15 protein-coding genes are annotated in these 16,822 nt (G+C 71.1%); 9 read left to right on the forward strand and 6 right to left on the reverse strand.

Features of this window, described 5'->3' with window-relative positions; all coding sequences use genetic code 11:
* Positions 1-783 precede the first annotated feature (783 nt).
* The gene (locus F8271_RS09345) at positions 784-1,536 is read right to left on the reverse strand and encodes a TIGR03089 family protein (RefSeq protein WP_151489302.1); all 753 of its coding nucleotides are present in this window, start codon (positions 1,534-1,536) and stop codon (positions 784-786) included.
* A gap of 141 nt (positions 1,537-1,677) precedes the next feature.
* Between F8271_RS09345 and F8271_RS09350 the strand changes: the two genes are divergently transcribed.
* Positions 1,678-2,775: a hypothetical protein gene (locus F8271_RS09350; RefSeq protein ID WP_192580209.1), complete on the forward strand. Its 1,098-nt coding sequence runs from the start codon at positions 1,678-1,680 to the stop codon at positions 2,773-2,775.
* A gap of 280 nt (positions 2,776-3,055) precedes the next feature.
* Here F8271_RS09350 and ligD (F8271_RS09360) read toward each other — a convergent pair whose 3' ends face one another.
* A complete protein-coding gene (ligD, locus tag F8271_RS09360; RefSeq protein ID WP_151489303.1) occupies positions 3,056-3,970 on the reverse strand; it encodes a non-homologous end-joining DNA ligase in 915 nt (304 codons plus the stop codon).
* Positions 3,960-4,901 carry a non-homologous end-joining DNA ligase gene (gene ligD / locus F8271_RS09365; protein ID WP_151489304.1) on the reverse strand — a complete coding sequence of 314 codons (942 nt, stop codon included), beginning with the start codon at positions 4,899-4,901 and terminating at the stop codon, positions 3,960-3,962. The genes ligD (F8271_RS09360) and ligD (F8271_RS09365) overlap by 11 nt, the downstream gene beginning before the upstream one ends.
* An 85-nt stretch (positions 4,902-4,986) precedes the next feature.
* Here ligD (F8271_RS09365) and F8271_RS09370 point away from each other — a divergent pair, with 85 nt between their 5' ends.
* From F8271_RS09370 to F8271_RS09395, 6 genes are all read left to right on the forward strand, one after another.
* A complete protein-coding gene (locus F8271_RS09370) occupies positions 4,987-5,976 on the forward strand; it encodes a Ku protein (protein WP_151489305.1) in 990 nt (329 codons plus the stop codon).
* A 72-nt stretch (positions 5,977-6,048) separates the two neighbouring features.
* Positions 6,049-6,687, forward strand: a complete 639-nt coding sequence (locus F8271_RS09375; protein WP_151489306.1) for a DUF4241 domain-containing protein — start codon at positions 6,049-6,051, stop codon at positions 6,685-6,687.
* A 100-nt stretch (positions 6,688-6,787) separates the two neighbouring features.
* Positions 6,788-7,498: an FKBP-type peptidyl-prolyl cis-trans isomerase gene (locus F8271_RS09380; protein WP_151489307.1), complete on the forward strand. Its 711-nt coding sequence runs from the start codon at positions 6,788-6,790 to the stop codon at positions 7,496-7,498.
* Between the two features lie 189 nt (positions 7,499-7,687).
* Positions 7,688-8,515, forward strand: a complete 828-nt coding sequence (locus F8271_RS09385) for a hypothetical protein (protein ID WP_151489326.1) — start codon at positions 7,688-7,690, stop codon at positions 8,513-8,515.
* 33 nt (positions 8,516-8,548) lie between these two features.
* A complete protein-coding gene (locus tag F8271_RS09390) occupies positions 8,549-9,202 on the forward strand; it encodes an HAD family phosphatase (RefSeq protein ID WP_151489308.1) in 654 nt (217 codons plus the stop codon).
* Between the two features lie 67 nt (positions 9,203-9,269).
* Positions 9,270-10,280 (forward strand): NADPH:quinone reductase, encoded by a 1,011-nt coding sequence (locus F8271_RS09395; protein ID WP_151489309.1) that lies wholly within the window; start codon positions 9,270-9,272, stop codon positions 10,278-10,280.
* Between the two features lie 210 nt (positions 10,281-10,490).
* Here F8271_RS09395 and F8271_RS09400 read toward each other — a convergent pair whose 3' ends face one another.
* On the reverse strand, positions 10,491-12,125 hold the full coding sequence (locus F8271_RS09400) for a fatty acid--CoA ligase (protein ID WP_192580210.1): 1,635 nt from the start codon (positions 12,123-12,125) through the stop codon (positions 10,491-10,493).
* A 71-nt stretch (positions 12,126-12,196) separates the two neighbouring features.
* Between F8271_RS09400 and F8271_RS09405 the strand changes: the two genes are divergently transcribed.
* Positions 12,197-12,688 carry an NUDIX domain-containing protein gene (locus F8271_RS09405; RefSeq protein ID WP_151489311.1) on the forward strand — a complete coding sequence of 164 codons (492 nt, stop codon included), beginning with the start codon at positions 12,197-12,199 and terminating at the stop codon, positions 12,686-12,688.
* A gap of 226 nt (positions 12,689-12,914) precedes the next feature.
* On the opposite strand, the gene F8271_RS09410 is transcribed toward F8271_RS09405, so the two are convergent.
* Positions 12,915-14,024: an NAD(P)/FAD-dependent oxidoreductase gene (locus tag F8271_RS09410; RefSeq protein WP_151489312.1), complete on the reverse strand. Its 1,110-nt coding sequence runs from the start codon at positions 14,022-14,024 to the stop codon at positions 12,915-12,917.
* A 149-nt stretch (positions 14,025-14,173) separates the two neighbouring features.
* Here F8271_RS09410 and F8271_RS09415 point away from each other — a divergent pair, with 149 nt between their 5' ends.
* Positions 14,174-15,028: a helix-turn-helix transcriptional regulator gene (locus F8271_RS09415; RefSeq protein ID WP_225854311.1), complete on the forward strand. Its 855-nt coding sequence runs from the start codon at positions 14,174-14,176 to the stop codon at positions 15,026-15,028.
* 46 nt (positions 15,029-15,074) lie between these two features.
* Here F8271_RS09415 and F8271_RS09420 read toward each other — a convergent pair whose 3' ends face one another.
* Positions 15,075-16,751 carry an MDR family MFS transporter gene (locus F8271_RS09420; protein WP_151489314.1) on the reverse strand — a complete coding sequence of 559 codons (1,677 nt, stop codon included), beginning with the start codon at positions 16,749-16,751 and terminating at the stop codon, positions 15,075-15,077.
* Between the last annotated feature and the right edge of the window lie 71 nt (positions 16,752-16,822).

Consider the following 16,822-nt stretch of genomic DNA (forward strand, 5'->3'; position numbering starts at 1 on the left):
AGGACGGGGTGGTGGCCCCCCGGCCCCGGGGGCCACCACCCCGTCCTGCAGCGTATCTGCTAACCGGATTCGAAGCGGATCGTCCTTTATAAGGATTCTCGCCTAGTCCTGCATGATATGCACGAACTTTTACCACCCAGTCATAGGCGTCAAAAGCCACAGACTCCCACGTGGGCTGACCGGCATTGGGTACCGACGCCCACTGCGCGCGTGCCTCAGAAATATCAACTATGTTATTATACACGAATACTGCCCAGTTATGCGCCAGATCAACAGCCAACTGCAACTTTCCGGTCTGATACGCATGCTCGCCACTCGACCAGAGGGATGCTGCCTGAAATGCAACGAGCTGATCGTGCGTGGAGTTCACGTGTCGCCGACCCCTTCCAGGTAAATCAATCGGTATGGAGCGCGCCACAGTCAAGTGGCACACTTACACAACGGGCCTGAGGGGCAGCGGGTTCATCAGAGGGCATTCGAATTCTTGAGCGGGTTGAGTCCTCCACGATCCCAGGGGATTGACCAGCCGACTTCGCCCGGGCCTGCGCCCGTTGGAAGGTACGCCAGTCGATGGGCCGGGTCGGGTCATGCTTCGACAACACCGTCGCCGAGGCGACCGGTGTGCCCTGCCGCCCGACCACACCGCGCCCTGCTCACGGCGCGCCCTGGCACAACCACCAGCGCTACGCGCCCTCTCGGAAATGATCAAGAGGTTTGCGTCACCGATCAGCATTCCGGCGACGCAAACCTCTTGATCAACGTGGTGGAGCCGTCCGGCGTGCGTCAGAGCACCCGGGTCACGTGTTCGGCAGCGACGATCGCGTCCCGCCGCGCCGGGTGGAGGTTGGCGCTGATGACCACGGACGCGCCCGCGGAGAGCGGCGCGAGCAACCACTTCAGCGGCTGCTCGTGCTCGGCGGCGTCGACCAGCAGCCGGTCGCCGGCGCGCAGGTTGAGCATCGCGGCGAACTCCTGGGCGAGCGCACCCCACTGCCCGTAGGTGGTGCCGTCCGCGGTGGCCGGGTCCGACGGGCGGATGGCGGTGTGGTCGGGCGTGGCCTCACCGTGGCGGAGCACCTCGGCGGACCAGTCGAGCCAGCCCAACGGCACGTCGGCCAGCCGCCCCGGGCCGGTGCCGACGAGGTAGCGGTGCGTCGCGTCCGGCACGTCCTCCAGCCAGTCGTCCTGCCGCTCGGGGGTCACGAACACTGCGTCGAACGGCCGGTCGCCGCCCGGTTCGAGCACCGCCAGGCCCGCGGTGGCGCGCGGCCGGAACGACACCGCCAGGCCCGAGGCCCACGCGCCCAACAACACCACGGCGGTACGCCAGTGCGGAGGCAGCAGCACCGCTACGCGGCTGCCGGGGCCGAGCCCGCAGCCGTCCCGCAGCAGGCTGGCGCTGCGCGCCGCCCACGCACCGACCTGCTGTGCGGTCAGGTCGACGCGCTCCCCGGTCGCCTCGTCGCGGTAGCTGAGCAGCGGGCGCTCAGTCTCGACGGGTTGGCCACCCAGATCGGCCGTGACGGTCTGCCGCATCTCCACGCTCCCCGGGTCGACGTCGGCACCACCCTACTCAACGACTTTGGTCGCACCGGTCGTCGGCCGATGGCCGTATCGGGTGACCGGGTGGCCCGCGCACGGTGCGGGTGACCCCCGAGACGCCGCCGAGGAGTGCCGATGCCGACCGAACCCGACCCCGTCACCGCCGATCGACCTTCCGCCGACCGTGCGGTGGGCGCCGGCCGGCTGCCACTGCGCCGGCGGCTCCTGCCGGTGATCGCGTTGCTGCTGCTCGCGCCATGGGCGGCCGAGTGCTCGTGGGGTGGATTCGCCATCGACGACTTCCTCCCGGTGCTGATCGTCCTGGGTCCGATGTACGGCGGGGCGGCGATCCTGATCCGGGAGACCGCCCGCCGCCTCGGTGCGGGCTGGCCGACGATCGTGCTGCTCGCCGCCGCGTTCGGTGTGCTCCAGGCCGGCCTGGTCGACCAGTCGCTGTTCAACCCCGGCTACCTCGACGACACGCAGTACGCGGACACCCGGGCGGCGGCCGAGGCGTCGCTGGTGCCGGGGCTCGGGTTCAGTCTGCGGCAGGCGTTCGACTACGTGGGCAACCACATCCTGCTGACCATCTGCGCGCCGATCGCGTTCGTCGAGTCGTTCCTCGGACCGGAGCGCCGGCTTCGGCCGTGGCTGGCGCGCCCCGGGCTCGTCGTGGTCGGGGTGGTCTACCTGCTCGGCAGCCTCTTTGTCTTCTCGTCACCCGAGGGCCGGAAGAACTTCCTGTCCAGCCCGCTCCAACTGACCGTCGCCGCGCTGGTGGTCCTGGCACTCGTCACGACGGCCCTCCTGCCGCACTGGCGACGCCCGGGCCGCACGGTCGGTGGTGCAGGGCGGAGGGCACCACGTCGCACGCGCCGGGTGCCGCATCCGCTGTGGGTGGGTCTGCTGGTCGTCCTGGCCCACCTCTTCACCGACCTCACGCCCGGCTGGGCGGGAGTGGCCATCGCCCTGGGGCTCGCGGCTGCCGTCGGTGGCCTGGTCGGGCACTGGTCGTCGGGCGTGAACTGGGGGCAGCGGCACGTGCTCGCGGCCGCCTCGGCGAGCGTGGTCAGCGCCGCCGCGTTCGCGTACCTGGTGCCGCCGTACTCCCCGGCGAGCCCGGCGGCGGCCCTCGCCGGCGACGTCGCGGTCTCCGTCATCACGCTCGCCCTGGTCGTGGGTGCCTGGTGGCGGCTGCGTGCTTCGCCCGCTGTTCACGTCGCCGCAAGCTGATGCTCCCCAACGGCTGTCAGCCTCCGTCCGGGTACGACCTAACGGAGGAAGTCCTTGACACTCAGAAGAGCATTCACCGCGCTCACCGCGGCCGGTGTCGCTGCCGCCAGCCTGACCGGGGCCACCCCCGCGTCGGCGGGCGCACACCACCACCCCGGTAAGCCGCTCGCCTTCGATCGGGTCGCCACGTACCCGGTCTTTGCGAACCATCCGGCCGGCGAGGACCCGGCGACGCCGACGGTCGCCGAGATCTCGGCGTGGACGTCGGGCCGGGCGGCCGTCAGCGCGCCGGCAACTCCGGGCCGCCGTCGAGCAGCGGGGCGAGCAGGTCGCCGTACTCGTCGACCCGGTCCAGGACCTCGGCGGCGGTGAACTGGCGGACGGCTGGCCTGCGGCCGTGGGCGCCGGCCTCGACCTCGTCCCAGGTCAGCGGCGTGGACACCGACGGCACCGCCTGGGCCCGCAGCGAATAGGGCGCCACGGTGGTCTTCGCCGCGTTGTTCTGGCTCCAGTCGATGAAGACCTTGCCGGGGCGCAGCTTCTTCGCCATCTTCGACACGATCAGCTTCGGGTGCGCATTCTCCAACTCCTGGGCGATCCGCCGGGCGTAGTCGGAGACGAGATCGGACGGTTGGGTGCCGGCGATCGGGCAGCAGAGCTGCATGCCCTTCTTGCCGGAGGTCTTCGGGTACGAATCGATGCCGTCGTCGGCGAGGCGGTCGCGCATCAGGACGGCCACCGGGCAACACTCGGCGAGCCCGGCCGGCGGGCCCGGGTCCAGGTCGACGACCATCATGTCCGGGTGCTCGCCCACCTTCCACTGGGGTGTGTGCAGCTCCAACGCGGCCAGGTTGGCCAGCCAGACCAGGGTGGGCAGATCGTCGGCGACCACGTAGTCGATCGTCTCCCGGCCCTTCGTCGAGCCGGGGGCGGGCAGATTTTCCACCCGCACCCAGTCCGGGGTCGCGGCCGGCGTGTTCTTCTCGAAGAACGACTTGTCGTCCACCCCGTTGGGGAAGCGGATCCGGGTCACCGGCCGGTCCCGCAGGTGCGGCAGCAACACCGGGGAGATCCGGGTGTAGTAGTCGATCACCTCACCCTTGGTGAAGCCGGCCGCCGGATAGAGCACCTTGTCCAGGTTGGACAGCTCCAGGGGGCGGCCCTCGACGTCCACCCGCAGCCGTTCAGCCGGCATCGTCGACCTCCTCCGGCGGCTTGTCCGGACGCAGCCGCAGCACCCGGGGGAAGCGCAGCCGGCCGTCCGGGGTGCGTTGGCCGTACTTCACCTCCACCACCACCCGGGGTGCTACCCAGATGGCGCCCCGGGCATCCTCGCGCGGCACGCCCGACGCGAACGGTGACACGCCGGAGCGCAGCGGTTCCAGCTCGGTGAGGAGCGCCCGTTCGATGGCCGCGCCGATTCCGCCGCCGACCCGACCCCGGTAGATCAGCCGGCCGTCCGGGCCGGGAACCCCGACCAACAGCCCGCCGATCCGGCGCGCGCCCGGCCGCCAGCCGCCGATGACGAAGTCTCCGGTCACCTCCAACTTGACCTTTACCCAGTCCGGCGAGCGCACCCCCGGGCGGTAGACGGCACCGACCCGCTTGGCCATCACCCCCTCCAGGCCGTGTTCGCCGGCCGCCTCGTAGGTGGCCGGGCCGTCCGAGAAGACCGGGGGCACCGCCCACCGGACACCGCCGAGAGCGAGGGCGTCCAGGGCCGCGCGGCGGCGCTCATACGGCCAGCCGGTCAGGTCGTCGCCGTTGAACCGCAGCAGGTCGAAGATCATGTACGTCACCGGCATGACCGCCGCCAGCCGGGCCGCCTTGTTGCGGTCCCGCACGTGCATCCGCTCCGCCAGGGCCGTGAACGACGGCTGCCCACCCTCCCCGAGCAGCACCACCTCGCCGTCGAGCAGCGCGTCGTCGACCTGCTCGTTGAGCGTGGCCAGCTCGGGGTACGCGGCGGTGATCTCCACGCCGGAGCGGGCGTACAGGTGCTGGCCGCCGCCGGAGATGTCGGCGAGCGCGCGGACCCCGTCCCACTTGAACTCGTACGCCCAGCCGGCACCGGCCGGGAGCGGCCCGGTCATCGCGAGCATCGGCTTGAGCGGCGCGCCGGACACGACCCGACTGTAGTAGCAGGCCGAACACCTCGCGTCATGTTCTTTCGGATGCGAGCATGGTCGATACCGGGGAAGGGAGCGCAGGATGCGTGCCATCTGGAAAGGAGCCGTGTCGTTCGGGCTCGTCTCGATCGGGGTGAAGCTCTACTCCGCGACCGAGGAGAAGGACATCCGGTTCCACCAGGTGCACCGTGAGGACGGCGGCCGGATCCGCTACAAGCGCACCTGCTCGGTCTGCGGCGAGGAGGTCACCTACGACGACATCGCCAAGGGCTACGACATCGGCGGCGGTGAGATGGTGATCCTCACCGACGAGGACTTCGCCGATCTGCCGCTGACCAGCTCCCGTGCGATCGACGTGCTGGAGTTCGTGCCGGCCGAGCAGGTCGACCCGATCCTCTACAACAAGGCGTACTTCCTGGAGCCGGAGGGCACCGCAACCAAGCCGTACGTGCTGCTGCGCGACGCGCTGATCGACTCGGAGCGGGTCGCCATCGTCAAGGTGGCCCTGCGCCAACGCGAGCAGCTCGCCACGCTGCGAGTACGCGAGGGCGTGCTGCTGCTCAACACCATGCTCTGGCCCGACGAGATCCGTACCCCCGATTTCGGGTTCCTCGACGAGGACCTCAAGGTGCGCCCACCCGAGCTGGCCATGGCCAGCTCGCTGATCGACTCGATGACCGGCGAGTTCGAGCCGGACGTCTTCACCGACGACTACCGGGCCGCGTTGCAGGAGGTCATCGACGCCAAGGTGGAGGGTCGGGAGGTCGTCCAGCCGGAGGAGGTCGAGGAGGCCCCGGCCGCGGCGGTGGATCTGATGGCCGCACTGAAGGCGTCGGTGGACCGGGCCCGGGCGGCCCGCGGCGAGCAGCCCGCCGGCGGCGGCGGGGGCGGCGAACCGACGCCCATCTCGTCGGCCCGCTCGGCGCAGAAGGCGGCCGAGAAGAAGACGGCCAAGGCACCCGCGAAGAAGACCGCGGCGAAGAAGACGACCGAGAAGAAGACGGCCGCGAAGAAGACGGAGCCGGCGAAGAAGACGGCCGCCCGCAAGACCGCACCCCGCAAGAGCGCCTGACCGTACGCGGCACCGACGGTGTCCGCCGGACCGGGTACGCTCCGCCGGCCAGTGGCCACCGGAGGAGCCCTCATGCCGTACACCCCTGACCTGGGCCGGTTGTTGACGCCCGGTGCCCGCTTCACGGATCAGCACGGCGCGTACCTCATCGAGGTCCACCCGGTGGGCGACATCGTGCTGCCGACCGGCCAGGTGGTGGGGTGTGATCCGCTGGTGCGGCCGGAGGCCGAACCGTTCACGGTCACCGTGCCCCCGGGGCGGCATCCCGCCCGGGCCTGGGTGGCCGCGGTGCTCCGGGAGGACGCCGAGGTGGACCGGCGGGTCGCCGCGCTGGAACTGGTCGTCTCCGACGAGCCGACGGTCCGCTGGGAGCCGGCCGTCGTCGGCGACCAGGACGTCGCCGCGCTCGGCGCCGACGACTACTTCGGGTACGGGGTGGACGCCGGCGCGGGCACCCTGGCCGATCCGACGGCGCTCACCGCCCTGGAGGCGTGGGAGTACGACCGGGTGGAAGAGGTGTTCATCCCGGCCGAGACGCCCGCCTCGCCCGTTCCGGGGCTGATCACGGTGGTGCTGGACGAGGCCACCGGCGCGAACGTCGTCACCGTGTCCACCGGGTGGGGCGACGGCTGCTACGGCACCTGGATCGGGCGGACGGCCGACGGCCGGGTCACCTCGTTCGTGACCGACTTCATGGTCGTCCCGGAATAACCGTCGCGGACAGCGTCACTCGGCGATCCGTTGCATCCGGGGCGGGCACAGCAGGCCGCCGGGCGGGTACCGTGTGCGTCGGCTTTCCCCCCGGCACCGCGTGCCGGCCACACCTTCGCAGCAGGGAGTCGACGACGTGAGCGAGCGCACGCAGCAGAACCGGTCGGAGGGCCAGAGCCCGGCGACGAAGGCGGGGCGGCGGCTGGCCGCCCAGCTGGCGGCGCAGAAGGCCGCCGAGGCGAAGCGACGCCGCAACGCGTGGATCGGCGGTGCCGCCGGCGTTGCCGTGATGGCGCTGCTGATCACGGTCTTCGTGATCGTCGACAAGAACCGGGAGGACAAGCCCGCGACCCAGGCCGGCGCGACCCCGTCCGCCTCCGCCCCGGCCCCGGACGCCCCGACCGCGCCCCCCGCGCCGCAGCTGCCCGAGGGGGCCGACCCGGCGCTGGGCAGCAAGCCGGCGGTGAAGGCGGGCACGGGTGAGCTGAAGAAGCTCACCGTCACCCCGGTGATCAAGGGGACCGGCGCGGCGGTGAAGAAGGGTCAGTCCATCACCACCAACTACGTCGGCGTCTTCTACAAGGACGGCAAGGAGTTCGACTCCTCCTGGAACGCCGGGCGGCCGGCCTCCTTCCCGATCGGTGTGGGTCAGGTCATCCCCGGCTGGGACCAGGGGCTGGTTGGCGTGACCGTGGGCAGCCGGGTGCAGCTCGACATTCCGGGCGAGTTGGCGTACGGCAAGGACGCCGCCGCTAGCGGTTATCCCGAAGGCCCGCTGCGCTTCGTGGTGGACGTGCTCGCCGCCCAGTGACCTGCCCGGATCGTCCTGGTTGTCGCCGGGACGCGATGGAGTTGTTCACATGAGGCTTCCGGCCCGTCACCCTCCGGCAGTAGGTTCGGCGACACCCCGGGCGGCCCCCCGTCCGGGGTGACCATGCGGACGCAGGACCCGGAGGTGCACGTGACGGCGCTGGACGAGCCCGGGCGGACCGCTCGGTTGATGTGGACGCACTTCGAGCCGGTGCACGCGGTCACCTACTTCCACCCCCGGGCTCGGGCCGCGTACGAGGCGGTCGGGCTGCGCGGCTACTGGCGGGGCTACTTCGCCGGTCGGGCCGCACCGCTGGGCGCGACCGAGGCGGCCCCGGTGATCGCCACCTTCTTCACCTTCGCGCCGCCGATGGTGACCCGGGCGCTGCCGGCGGTCTGGCGGCTGGCCACTCCGCAGGAGGCGCTGCGCGCCCGGCTGACCGGTGCGGTGCAGGCCCTCGCCGAGCTGACCTACGAGCTGCCGGAGACGCACCTGGCGGAGGCCGCCGACCTGCTGGAGAAGGCCGCCGGGGCGGCGCGGACGGCTGGCCGGGTGCTCGGCGCGGTCAACGCGGCGCTGCCGACCGGGGAGTACCCCCTCGCCCGGATGTGGCAGGCCGCCACCACGCTGCGCGAGCACCGGGGCGACGGGCACGTGGCGGCGCTGGTCGCCGCCGACCTGGACCCGGTGGAGACGCTGGCGTGGCGGGTCGCGTTGGACGGCACGGCGCCGGAGTATCTGCTGGGCCGGGGCTGGTCGGAGGAGCAGTGGCACGCCGCCCGCGAGCGGCTGTCGCAGCGGGGCTGGTTGACACCGGACGGAGCGGCCACCGACCACGGGCGGGTCGCCTTCCAGGCGGTCGAGGACGCCACCGACCAGGCCGCCGCGCACCCGTGGCAGGCCCTCGGCCCGTCCGGCACCGATCGGCTCCGGGAGCTGCTGGAGCCGATCGCCCGGACCTGCCACACGCTGATCCCGGCGGGCAGCCCGATCGGGCTGCCCGCGCTGCCCGGCTGACCGGACGCCTCCGGTTCGGGCAGGATGGGGCCCGTGGTGGATGCGGTGGTCTTCGACCTGGACGGCGTGATCGTGGATTCCGAACCGGTGTGGGAGGAGGTCCGGCGGGCGTACGTGGCGGCGCACGGCGGCACCTGGCAGCCCGACACGCAGCGCCGGTTGATGGGCATGAGCACCGGCGAGTGGGCGCACTATCTAAGCGGTGAGCTGGGCGTGGACCGCACCGCCGCGCAGGTCGCCGACGAGGTGGTCGAGGAGATGACCCGGCGCTACCGCGACCACGTACCCCTGATCGACGGCGCCGACGACGTGGTGCGCCGGCTGGCCGCGCGGTGGCCGCTGGGGTTGGCCAGCTCGTCGCCGACCCGGCTGATCGCGGCGGCGCTGACCGCCACCGGCCTGACCGACGCGTTCGTGACGACCCTGTCCACCGAGCAGACCGAGCGCGGCAAGCCGGCGCCCGACGTCTACCTGGACGTCGCGCGGCGCCTCGGCGTCGACCCGGCCCGCTGCGTGGCCGTGGAGGACTCGTCGAACGGGGTCCGGTCCGCCTCGGCGGCGGGGATGCGGGTGGTCGCGGTGCCGCACGGGTCGTACCCCCTCGACCCGGACGCCGCGGGCCTGGCCGTGGTGTCGCTGAGCGCGATCGGTGAGCTGACCCCGCAGCTGGTGGACGACCTGGGTTGACGCGCGCTGAGCCGGGTACCGCAGCCGCGGTGCCCGGCCGGACGCCCTGCGTGTGAGGAGATCACGGATGAAAGCCGTCGTGTACGAACGCACCGGCGACCCTTCGGTGCTGGAGCTGGTCGACCGGCCGGTGCCGGAGCCCGGAGCGGGCGAGGTGTTGATCCGGATGGCGGTCTCCGGGGTGAACCCGACCGACTGGAAGTCGCGCCGGGCCTTCGCACCGGACGGCTGGCAGATCCCCGGGCAGGACGGCGCGGGTGTGATCGAGGCGGTCGGCGAGGGGGTCGACCGTGAGCTGATCGGCGAGCGGGTCTGGATCTGGGAGGCGGCCTGGCAGCGGCCGTGGGGCACCAGCGCGGAGTACACGCTGGTGCCGGTCCGGCAGGCGGTGCCGCTGGGCGACGCGTCGTTCGAGGTGGGGGCCAGCCTGGGCATTCCGTTCCTCACCGCGCACCGCTGCCTGACGGCTGGTGAGTTCATGCCGGACGCGCTGCGCGCCGGTGCGCTGACCGATCACACCGTGCTGGTGCAGGGTGGGGCGGGTGCGGTCGGCAACGCGGCGATCCAGCTCGCCCGCTGGGCCGACGCCACGGTGATCGCCACGGTGAGCAGTGCGGAGAAGGCGCAGCTCGCGGCGGCGGCCGGCGCCTCCTACGTGATCAACTACCGGGAGGAGGACGTGGTCGAGGAGGTCCACAAGATCGCTCCCGACGGGGTCCACACGATCGTGGAGGTCTCTCCGGCGCGGAACGCGGCGGCGGACGCGCAGGTGCTCCGTAACGGCGGCGCGGTCTGCGTGTACGCCGACGACGGCGGGACCGACGTGACGATCCCGATCCGCCCGCTGTACGTGGTGAACGCCCGCTGGCAGTTCGTGCTCGTCTACACGGAACCGAAGGCGGCGAAGGCGCAGGGCGTGATCGACGTCGCGGCCGCCGCCAACCAGGGTTGGGTGCGTGTCGGGGCGGACGCCGGTCTGCCGCTGCACCGCTACCCGCTGGCCGAGACGGCCGCCGCGCACCAGGCGGTGGAGGACTCGGCGGTGGGCAAGGTGCTGATCAGCACCAGCGACGCCTGATCGGGTCGCTCAGCACCCGATTTCCCCGTCATCAGGCCCGATTTCCCCGTCATCAGGACAGAGGCGAACAAGTTTCGCAACAATGACTGTGCGGGTCGCCCCGCGTGAAGCGGGCGGCCCCGGCGCGGTGCGAACGCCGGGGCCGCCCCCTGGGGGGAGGAACGTCAGGAGTAATCCCTCACCCAACAGGCGACGGTGCCCGGAAAGACGTTACGGGGCTGTCAGCTCCCGGACAGTCAGCTCGCCCTCGGCGTACCGCGAACGGACGACCTTCTTGTCGAACTTGCCGACGCTGGTCTTCGGCACCGCGTCGATGAACGCCCACCGCTCGGGCAACTGCCAGCGGGCCACCGAACCGGCCAGGAAGTCACGCAACTCCTCGGCGGTCACCGAGGCACCCTCCCGGACCACCACGGTCGCCAGGGGCCGCTCGTCCCACCGCTCGTCCGGCACACCCACCACGCACGCCTCCAACACCGCCGGGTGGCCCATCAGCGCGTTCTCCAACTCCACCGACGAGATCCACTCACCGCCGGACTTGATGACGTCCTTGGCGCGGTCGGTCAGCGTGATGTACCCGTCCGGGGAGAGGGTGCCCACATCCCCCGTACGCAGCCAACCGTCGCGGAACCTTTCCTCGTCTCCGACGTCGTCACCGACGTACCGCGCGGTCACCCACGGCCCACGGACCTCCAACTCGCCCACGGCCGTGCCGTCGGCGGGCAACGGCTCACCCAGCGGGCCGACGATCCGCGCCTGCACGCCCGCCGGCACGCGGCCCTGCGTGTAGCGGTAGCGCCACGCCTCTTCGCCACTCACGCCGGCCGGCGGGCGGGAGACCGACCCCAACGGCGACATCTCGGTCATCCCCCAGGCGTGGATGACGTCGATCCCGTGCCGCTCGTCGAACGCGTGCATCAGCGCCGGCGGACAGGCCGACCCACCCACGATCACCTCGGTGAGCGACGATGTGTCCACCTCGTGGCCGTCCAGGTAGGCCAGCAGGTCGGTCCAGATCGTCGGCACCGCGCCGGCCAGGGTGGGTCGCTCGGCGGCGATCATCTCGGCGATCGGCGCGGCCTGGAGGAAACGGTCCGGCATGATCAGCGACGCGCCGGAGAGGAACGCCGCGTACGGCAGGCCCCACGACATGGCGTGGAACATCGGCACGATCGCCAACTCCCGGTCGGTCGGCTCGAGGCCGAAGCCCTCCGGCATGCAGACCTGCAACGAGTGCAGGTAGATCGACCGGTGCGAGTACGCCACACCCTTCGGGTGGCCGGTGGTGCCGGAGGTGTAGCAGAGCGCCGCCGCGTCGTGCTCGTCCACCGCGGGCCAGTCGTACACGTCGGGACGGTCGGCGAGCAGCGCGTCCCAGTGGTGCACGGTGATCCGGTCGCCGGCCGCCGCCACCAGCGGCGCCGGATCGCCACCGCCGACGACCACCACGTGCCGCACCGTGGTCAGCTCGCCGATCACCCGGGCCAGCAGCGGGATGAGGGTGCTGTCGACCAGCACCACCCGGTCCTCGGCGTGGTTGGCGATGTAGACGACCTGGTCGGGGAAGAGCCGGATGTTGAGCGTGTGCAGCACCGCGCCCATGCTCGGCACCGCGAAGTAGGCGACCAGGTGCTCGTTGTTGTTCCACATGAAGGTGGCGACCCGCTCGTCGCCGGTCACCCCGCACTCGTCCCGCAGTGCGTGTGCCAGCCGGGCGGCGGCCCGGCCCACCTCGGCGTACGTCATCCGCCGGGGTTCCGCGCCGGTCCAGGTGACCACCTCGGCCGTGCCGTGCACGGTGGCGCCATGGTCGAGGATCCGGGAGACCTGCAGAGGGGCGTCCATCATCGTGCTACGCATGGGTAACAAGCTAGTGTCGCCGGTCACACGTTGGGAACCCCCGTAAATTGTCGCAGGTGAGCATCTCCTGGGCCGACTCGTACGTGGGGCAGTTACGCGCGCTCGCCGGCGACCGAACGCTGATGTTCGTCGGTGCCCGCGCCGTGGTCAGCGACAACGCCGGCCGCACCCTGCTGATCCAACGCTCCGACAACGGCCAGTGGGCCATGCCCGCCGGGGCGATGGAACTGGGCGAGTCGATCGCCGACTGCGCGGTGCGCGAGGTCCGCGAGGAGACCGGGCTGCGGGCACTGCGGGTCTGCGCGTTCGCCCTCTACACCGGGCCGGACCGGACCAGCACCAACATGTACGGGCACACCTACCAGGTCTTCACCACGGCGTTCAAGGTGGAGGAGTGGGACGGACAACTGACCCGGACCACCGACGAGACCACCGACGCGGGCTTCTTCCCCCGCGACCGGTTCCCCAGCCCGCTCTCCGCCTCCGTCGCCGAGACCCTGGCCGACCTGGACGTCTTCGAGCAGACCAACCGTCTGATCCTGAAGTAGGTCCGGCTCCGGAGGGCCGGGTCGGCCGGCCGGCCGAGGTAGATGTCCAGCGGCTCGGCCGAGCCGCCCGCCGGCACCGGACCGGAGATGTTCACGCAGACGAACGGGGAGTAGTCACACTGCCAGGACGGCTCCGGTTTCACCGTAGTGGTACGGCGCGCCGGCCTGCCTGCGCATCGATCCGCACGACGGGCGCGTCAGAATCGCCGTCAGCCGGTCGGTCTGCTCAGGCAGCCGTGGGGCCGAACTGTTCGGTGAAGCGCCCGGTGAACAGGTCGACACCCTTGTACTCGGAAACCGTCGCGGCGGGAACGACGGCCGGGCCGTCCGGCGTGGGCATCTGGCCGACACCGCGACGCGACCCGAGTGGAATCAGGATCATGGGGTCGGGCATCGGTCGGTAGGTGGCCGCGACCTGCTCGCCACGCAGGTGCGCGGTGATGTTCTGCGCCACGACCTCGGCGTGTCGCAACGCGTACGCCGCCATCTTGTCCTCGGCGACATCGGTGAGGTCGCCGATCGCGTAGACGTGGCCGAGGATGCCGTCGGGCCCGTGGACGTTGAGGGTCTCGGTGACGGACACCTGCCCCTGCGGCGTGAGCGTGGTGAGCCGGCCGTCGGTGAGGTAGTCGCTGTTGACACGCAGGCCGAAGGCACGGAACCAGATGTCGGCAGTGATCTCCTCACCCCCGGTGGTGGTGGCCGTGAAGGTCCCGGCCCGACTGGCCTCGGTCGTCGGCGGTGCGGTCAGGCCGGTGCCCAGCCGCACCTGGATGCCCAGCTCATCGAGCTGCCGGTGCAGGTCGTCGCGCATCTCCGACTTGAAGTCGGGCAGCAGCCGCTCGGCCGGATCGACGATGGTGACGTGCTTGTCCGGCCAGACGTCCTTGATCTCACCGGCCAGCTCCAACCCGACCGGCCCGGCACCGAGGATCAGCACCCGCTCGGCGCTGGCCAGCTCCTTGTGGGTCTGGCGCAGGTCGTCGAGTGCCTCGTCGACGGAGTCGGCGTTGAGTCTGGCCGGGTAGGCGTAACTGGAACCGGTCGCGAGGACCAGATAGTCCGCCGCGACGCGCCGGCCCGAGGCCAGCGTGACGCCGTCGGGATCCACCGAGACCGCTCGGTCGCGGATCACCGTCCCCCGCGTGAGCAGCGTGTCGAAGGGAAAGAACATGTTGCCGGCCCAGTCGGGCCGGGTCAGCGCCCGCAGCGATCCCGCCACGTTGACGAACGCGTCCCGAGGGTCGATGAGGACGACGTCGGCCTCGTCCTGGAGCGCCTTGGCGACCGCCGCGCCCCCGTAACCGCCGCCGACGACGACAACCGTACGACTCATGATTTCAGCTCCTGCCGACCATCGATGTGCGCTCGACCGCTGTCGAGCGCCGTCCCCAACCGTCGTCAGCTCGACGGCACCCAGGGAGGCCGCTGTGAGGCTGGTAGTGGCAGGGACACCATCGGAATGGCCGGCGTTGTTACGTTCGGATGGTGAGCGACAACGAACTCGGACTGTTCCTGCGCGTCCGCCGAGAAGCGGTGACTCCGGCCGAGGTGGGGCTGCCCTCCGGGTCGCGCCGGCGCACCACCGGGCTACGCCGCTCCGAGGTGGCGGCCCTCGCCGACGTGAGCGTGGAGTACGTCACGAGACTCGAACAGGGCCGTGACCGTCGACCGTCTCCGCAGGTGCTCGCCGCCCTCGCCACCGCACTCCGGTTGACCCGCACCGAACGCGTTCACCTGTACCGCCTCAGCAAGGGGGCCGATCCCGGCTTCAACTGCCGGGGCGACACCACGCCGGAGCGCACGGTACGTCCGACCGTGCAGGCCCTGCTCGACCGTCTCGGTCCGACACCGGCGGTGCTGCTCAACCAGCTGAGCGACATCCTCGCCCACACCGCCGGCTTCGTCCGGCTGGTCGGACCGATCGGGTTGCTGGACGCGACACAGCCCAACCTCGCCCGGTTCGTCCTCAGCGACTCCCGGGCACGGGGCGCGTACCCCGACTGGGACCACGTCGCCGACGAGCAGGTCGCCACCCTCAAGCAGGGGCCGTTTCGGGCATATCCGCCGATGGCCGCCCTGGCTGACGAGTTGACCGTCACCGCGGGCGACGCGTTCACCCGTCGCGTCGACACGGTCCCCAGCCTGCCGAAGGCCAGCGGCATCGTCCGTCTGGCCCATCCCGAGGCGGGCATGCTCCGGCTGGCGTACGAGATCCTCGAACTCCCCGACGACGACCAGCGGCTGATCGTCCACCTGCCCGCCGACGCGGCGACCTCCGCCGCGCTGGACCGCCTCACCAGCCAGCACTCGCAGCCCCTGCGCCTCGTGGCCGGATGACGCCGGCCGCCTCGGAACTGGTCCGGGGCGGCCGACGTCGACGCGGTCAGATCATCGTCTGGGACTTGGACTCCATGTCCGCGGCGGCCTCTTCCTTGGACTCGCGGTTCAACGGCTTACCGCCCGGCGCGGCGGCCTTACCGCCGAGCGGGTCGGCACCACCGGTGGCGCCCTCCGGCCCCGCGCCCCGCAGCGTGCTGTTGGGCATCGTCACCGTGACCAGCACCGCCACGATGGCGATCAGGCCGGCGGTCAGGAAGACCAGGTGCAGTGATTCGACGAACGACGCCTGGATGGCGGCCCGGACGGCACCGGGCAGCGCCATGATGGTCGCCGGGTCGTTGATGGAGATGTTCGTGCCGCCGCCGGCGGCGACCGCTGCCCGCTGCTCCGGGGGCAGCTGGGCGATCGCTCCGGGCAGCCGGTCGGCCAACTGCGAGTTGAGCCGCGACGACAGCAGCGTACCGAGGATCGCCACCCCGAACGAACCCCCCAGCGACCGGAAGAAGGTCGCCGAGGACGTGCCGGCGCCCAGGTCCCGCACGGAGACCGCGTTCTGCACCGCGAGGACCAGCGACTGCATGCACAGACCCAGGCCGACGCCGATCACCACCATGAAGCCGAACGCCACCCAGAGCGACGTGCCCACCTGCAGTCGGGTGAACAGCAGCATGCCCACCACCAGGGTCGCCGACCCGACCACCGGGAACCACTTGTACCGCCCGATCCGGCTCATCGCCCGCCCGGTCAGGATCGAGGTGACGATGATGCCGGCCATCATCGGCAGCATCAGCAGACCGCTCCGGGTCGGCGAGGCGCCCTTCACGATCTGCAGGTACAGCGGGATGAAGATGATCGAACCGAACATCACCAGACCGAGCACGAAGCCGGCCGAGTTGGCGAGCGCGAACGTGGCGCTGCGGAACAGCCGCAGCGGCAGGATCGGTTCGGCGACCCGGGCCTCCTGGAGCACGAACAGGACGGCCAGCACGGCACCCGCCACCAAGAGGCCGATGATCACCCCGGAGCCCCACGGGTACTCGTTGCCGCCCCAGCTCAACGCGAGCAGCAGACAGCTCACCCCGGCCACCAGCAGTCCCGCGCCGAGCCAGTCGATCGCGTGGTCACGGCGCTCGAACGGGATCAGCCGCATCACGTGGTAACAGACCACGATGGCGAGGATCGCCAGCGGCACGTTGATGTAGAAGATCCACCGCCAGTCGGTCTCCGCGAAGTAACCACCGACCAGCGGACCGGCCACCGACGAGATCCCGAAAACGGCACCGAACAGCCCCTGGTAGCGGCCACGCTCCCGAGGTGACACGACATCCGAGATGATCGTGAACGCCAACGTCAGCAGACCACCGGCACCGAGGCCCTGGATGCCCCGCGTGACGATCAGCTGGGTCATGTTCTGCGACAACCCCGCCAACAGCGACCCGACCAGGAACGTGCCGATCGAGAACAGGAACACCGGGCGGCGCCCGTACAGGTCGGCCATCTTGCCGTACAGCGGCGTCGACGCCGTCGAGGCGAGCAGGTACGCGGTGACCACCCACGAGTAGTGGTTGATCCCGCCCAGCTCGCCGACGATGGTGGGCAGGGCCGTACCGACGATGGTCTGGTCGAGTGCGGCCAACAGCATGCCGGTCATCAGGCCGAACATGAGCAGCCGGATCTGCTGGCGATTCAGCACCGGCGCTGCGGAGGCTTCGGTGGTCATGTGCCCATCTATCCCGCGAGCCCCGAAACATGCGCCGAACCGAAAAAAACCTCCCACCGCCCACGCAGGGT

Origin of the sequence: Micromonospora sp. ALFpr18c (assembly GCF_008868155.1) — a bacterium.
GTDB lineage: Bacteria > Actinomycetota > Actinomycetes > Mycobacteriales > Micromonosporaceae > Micromonospora.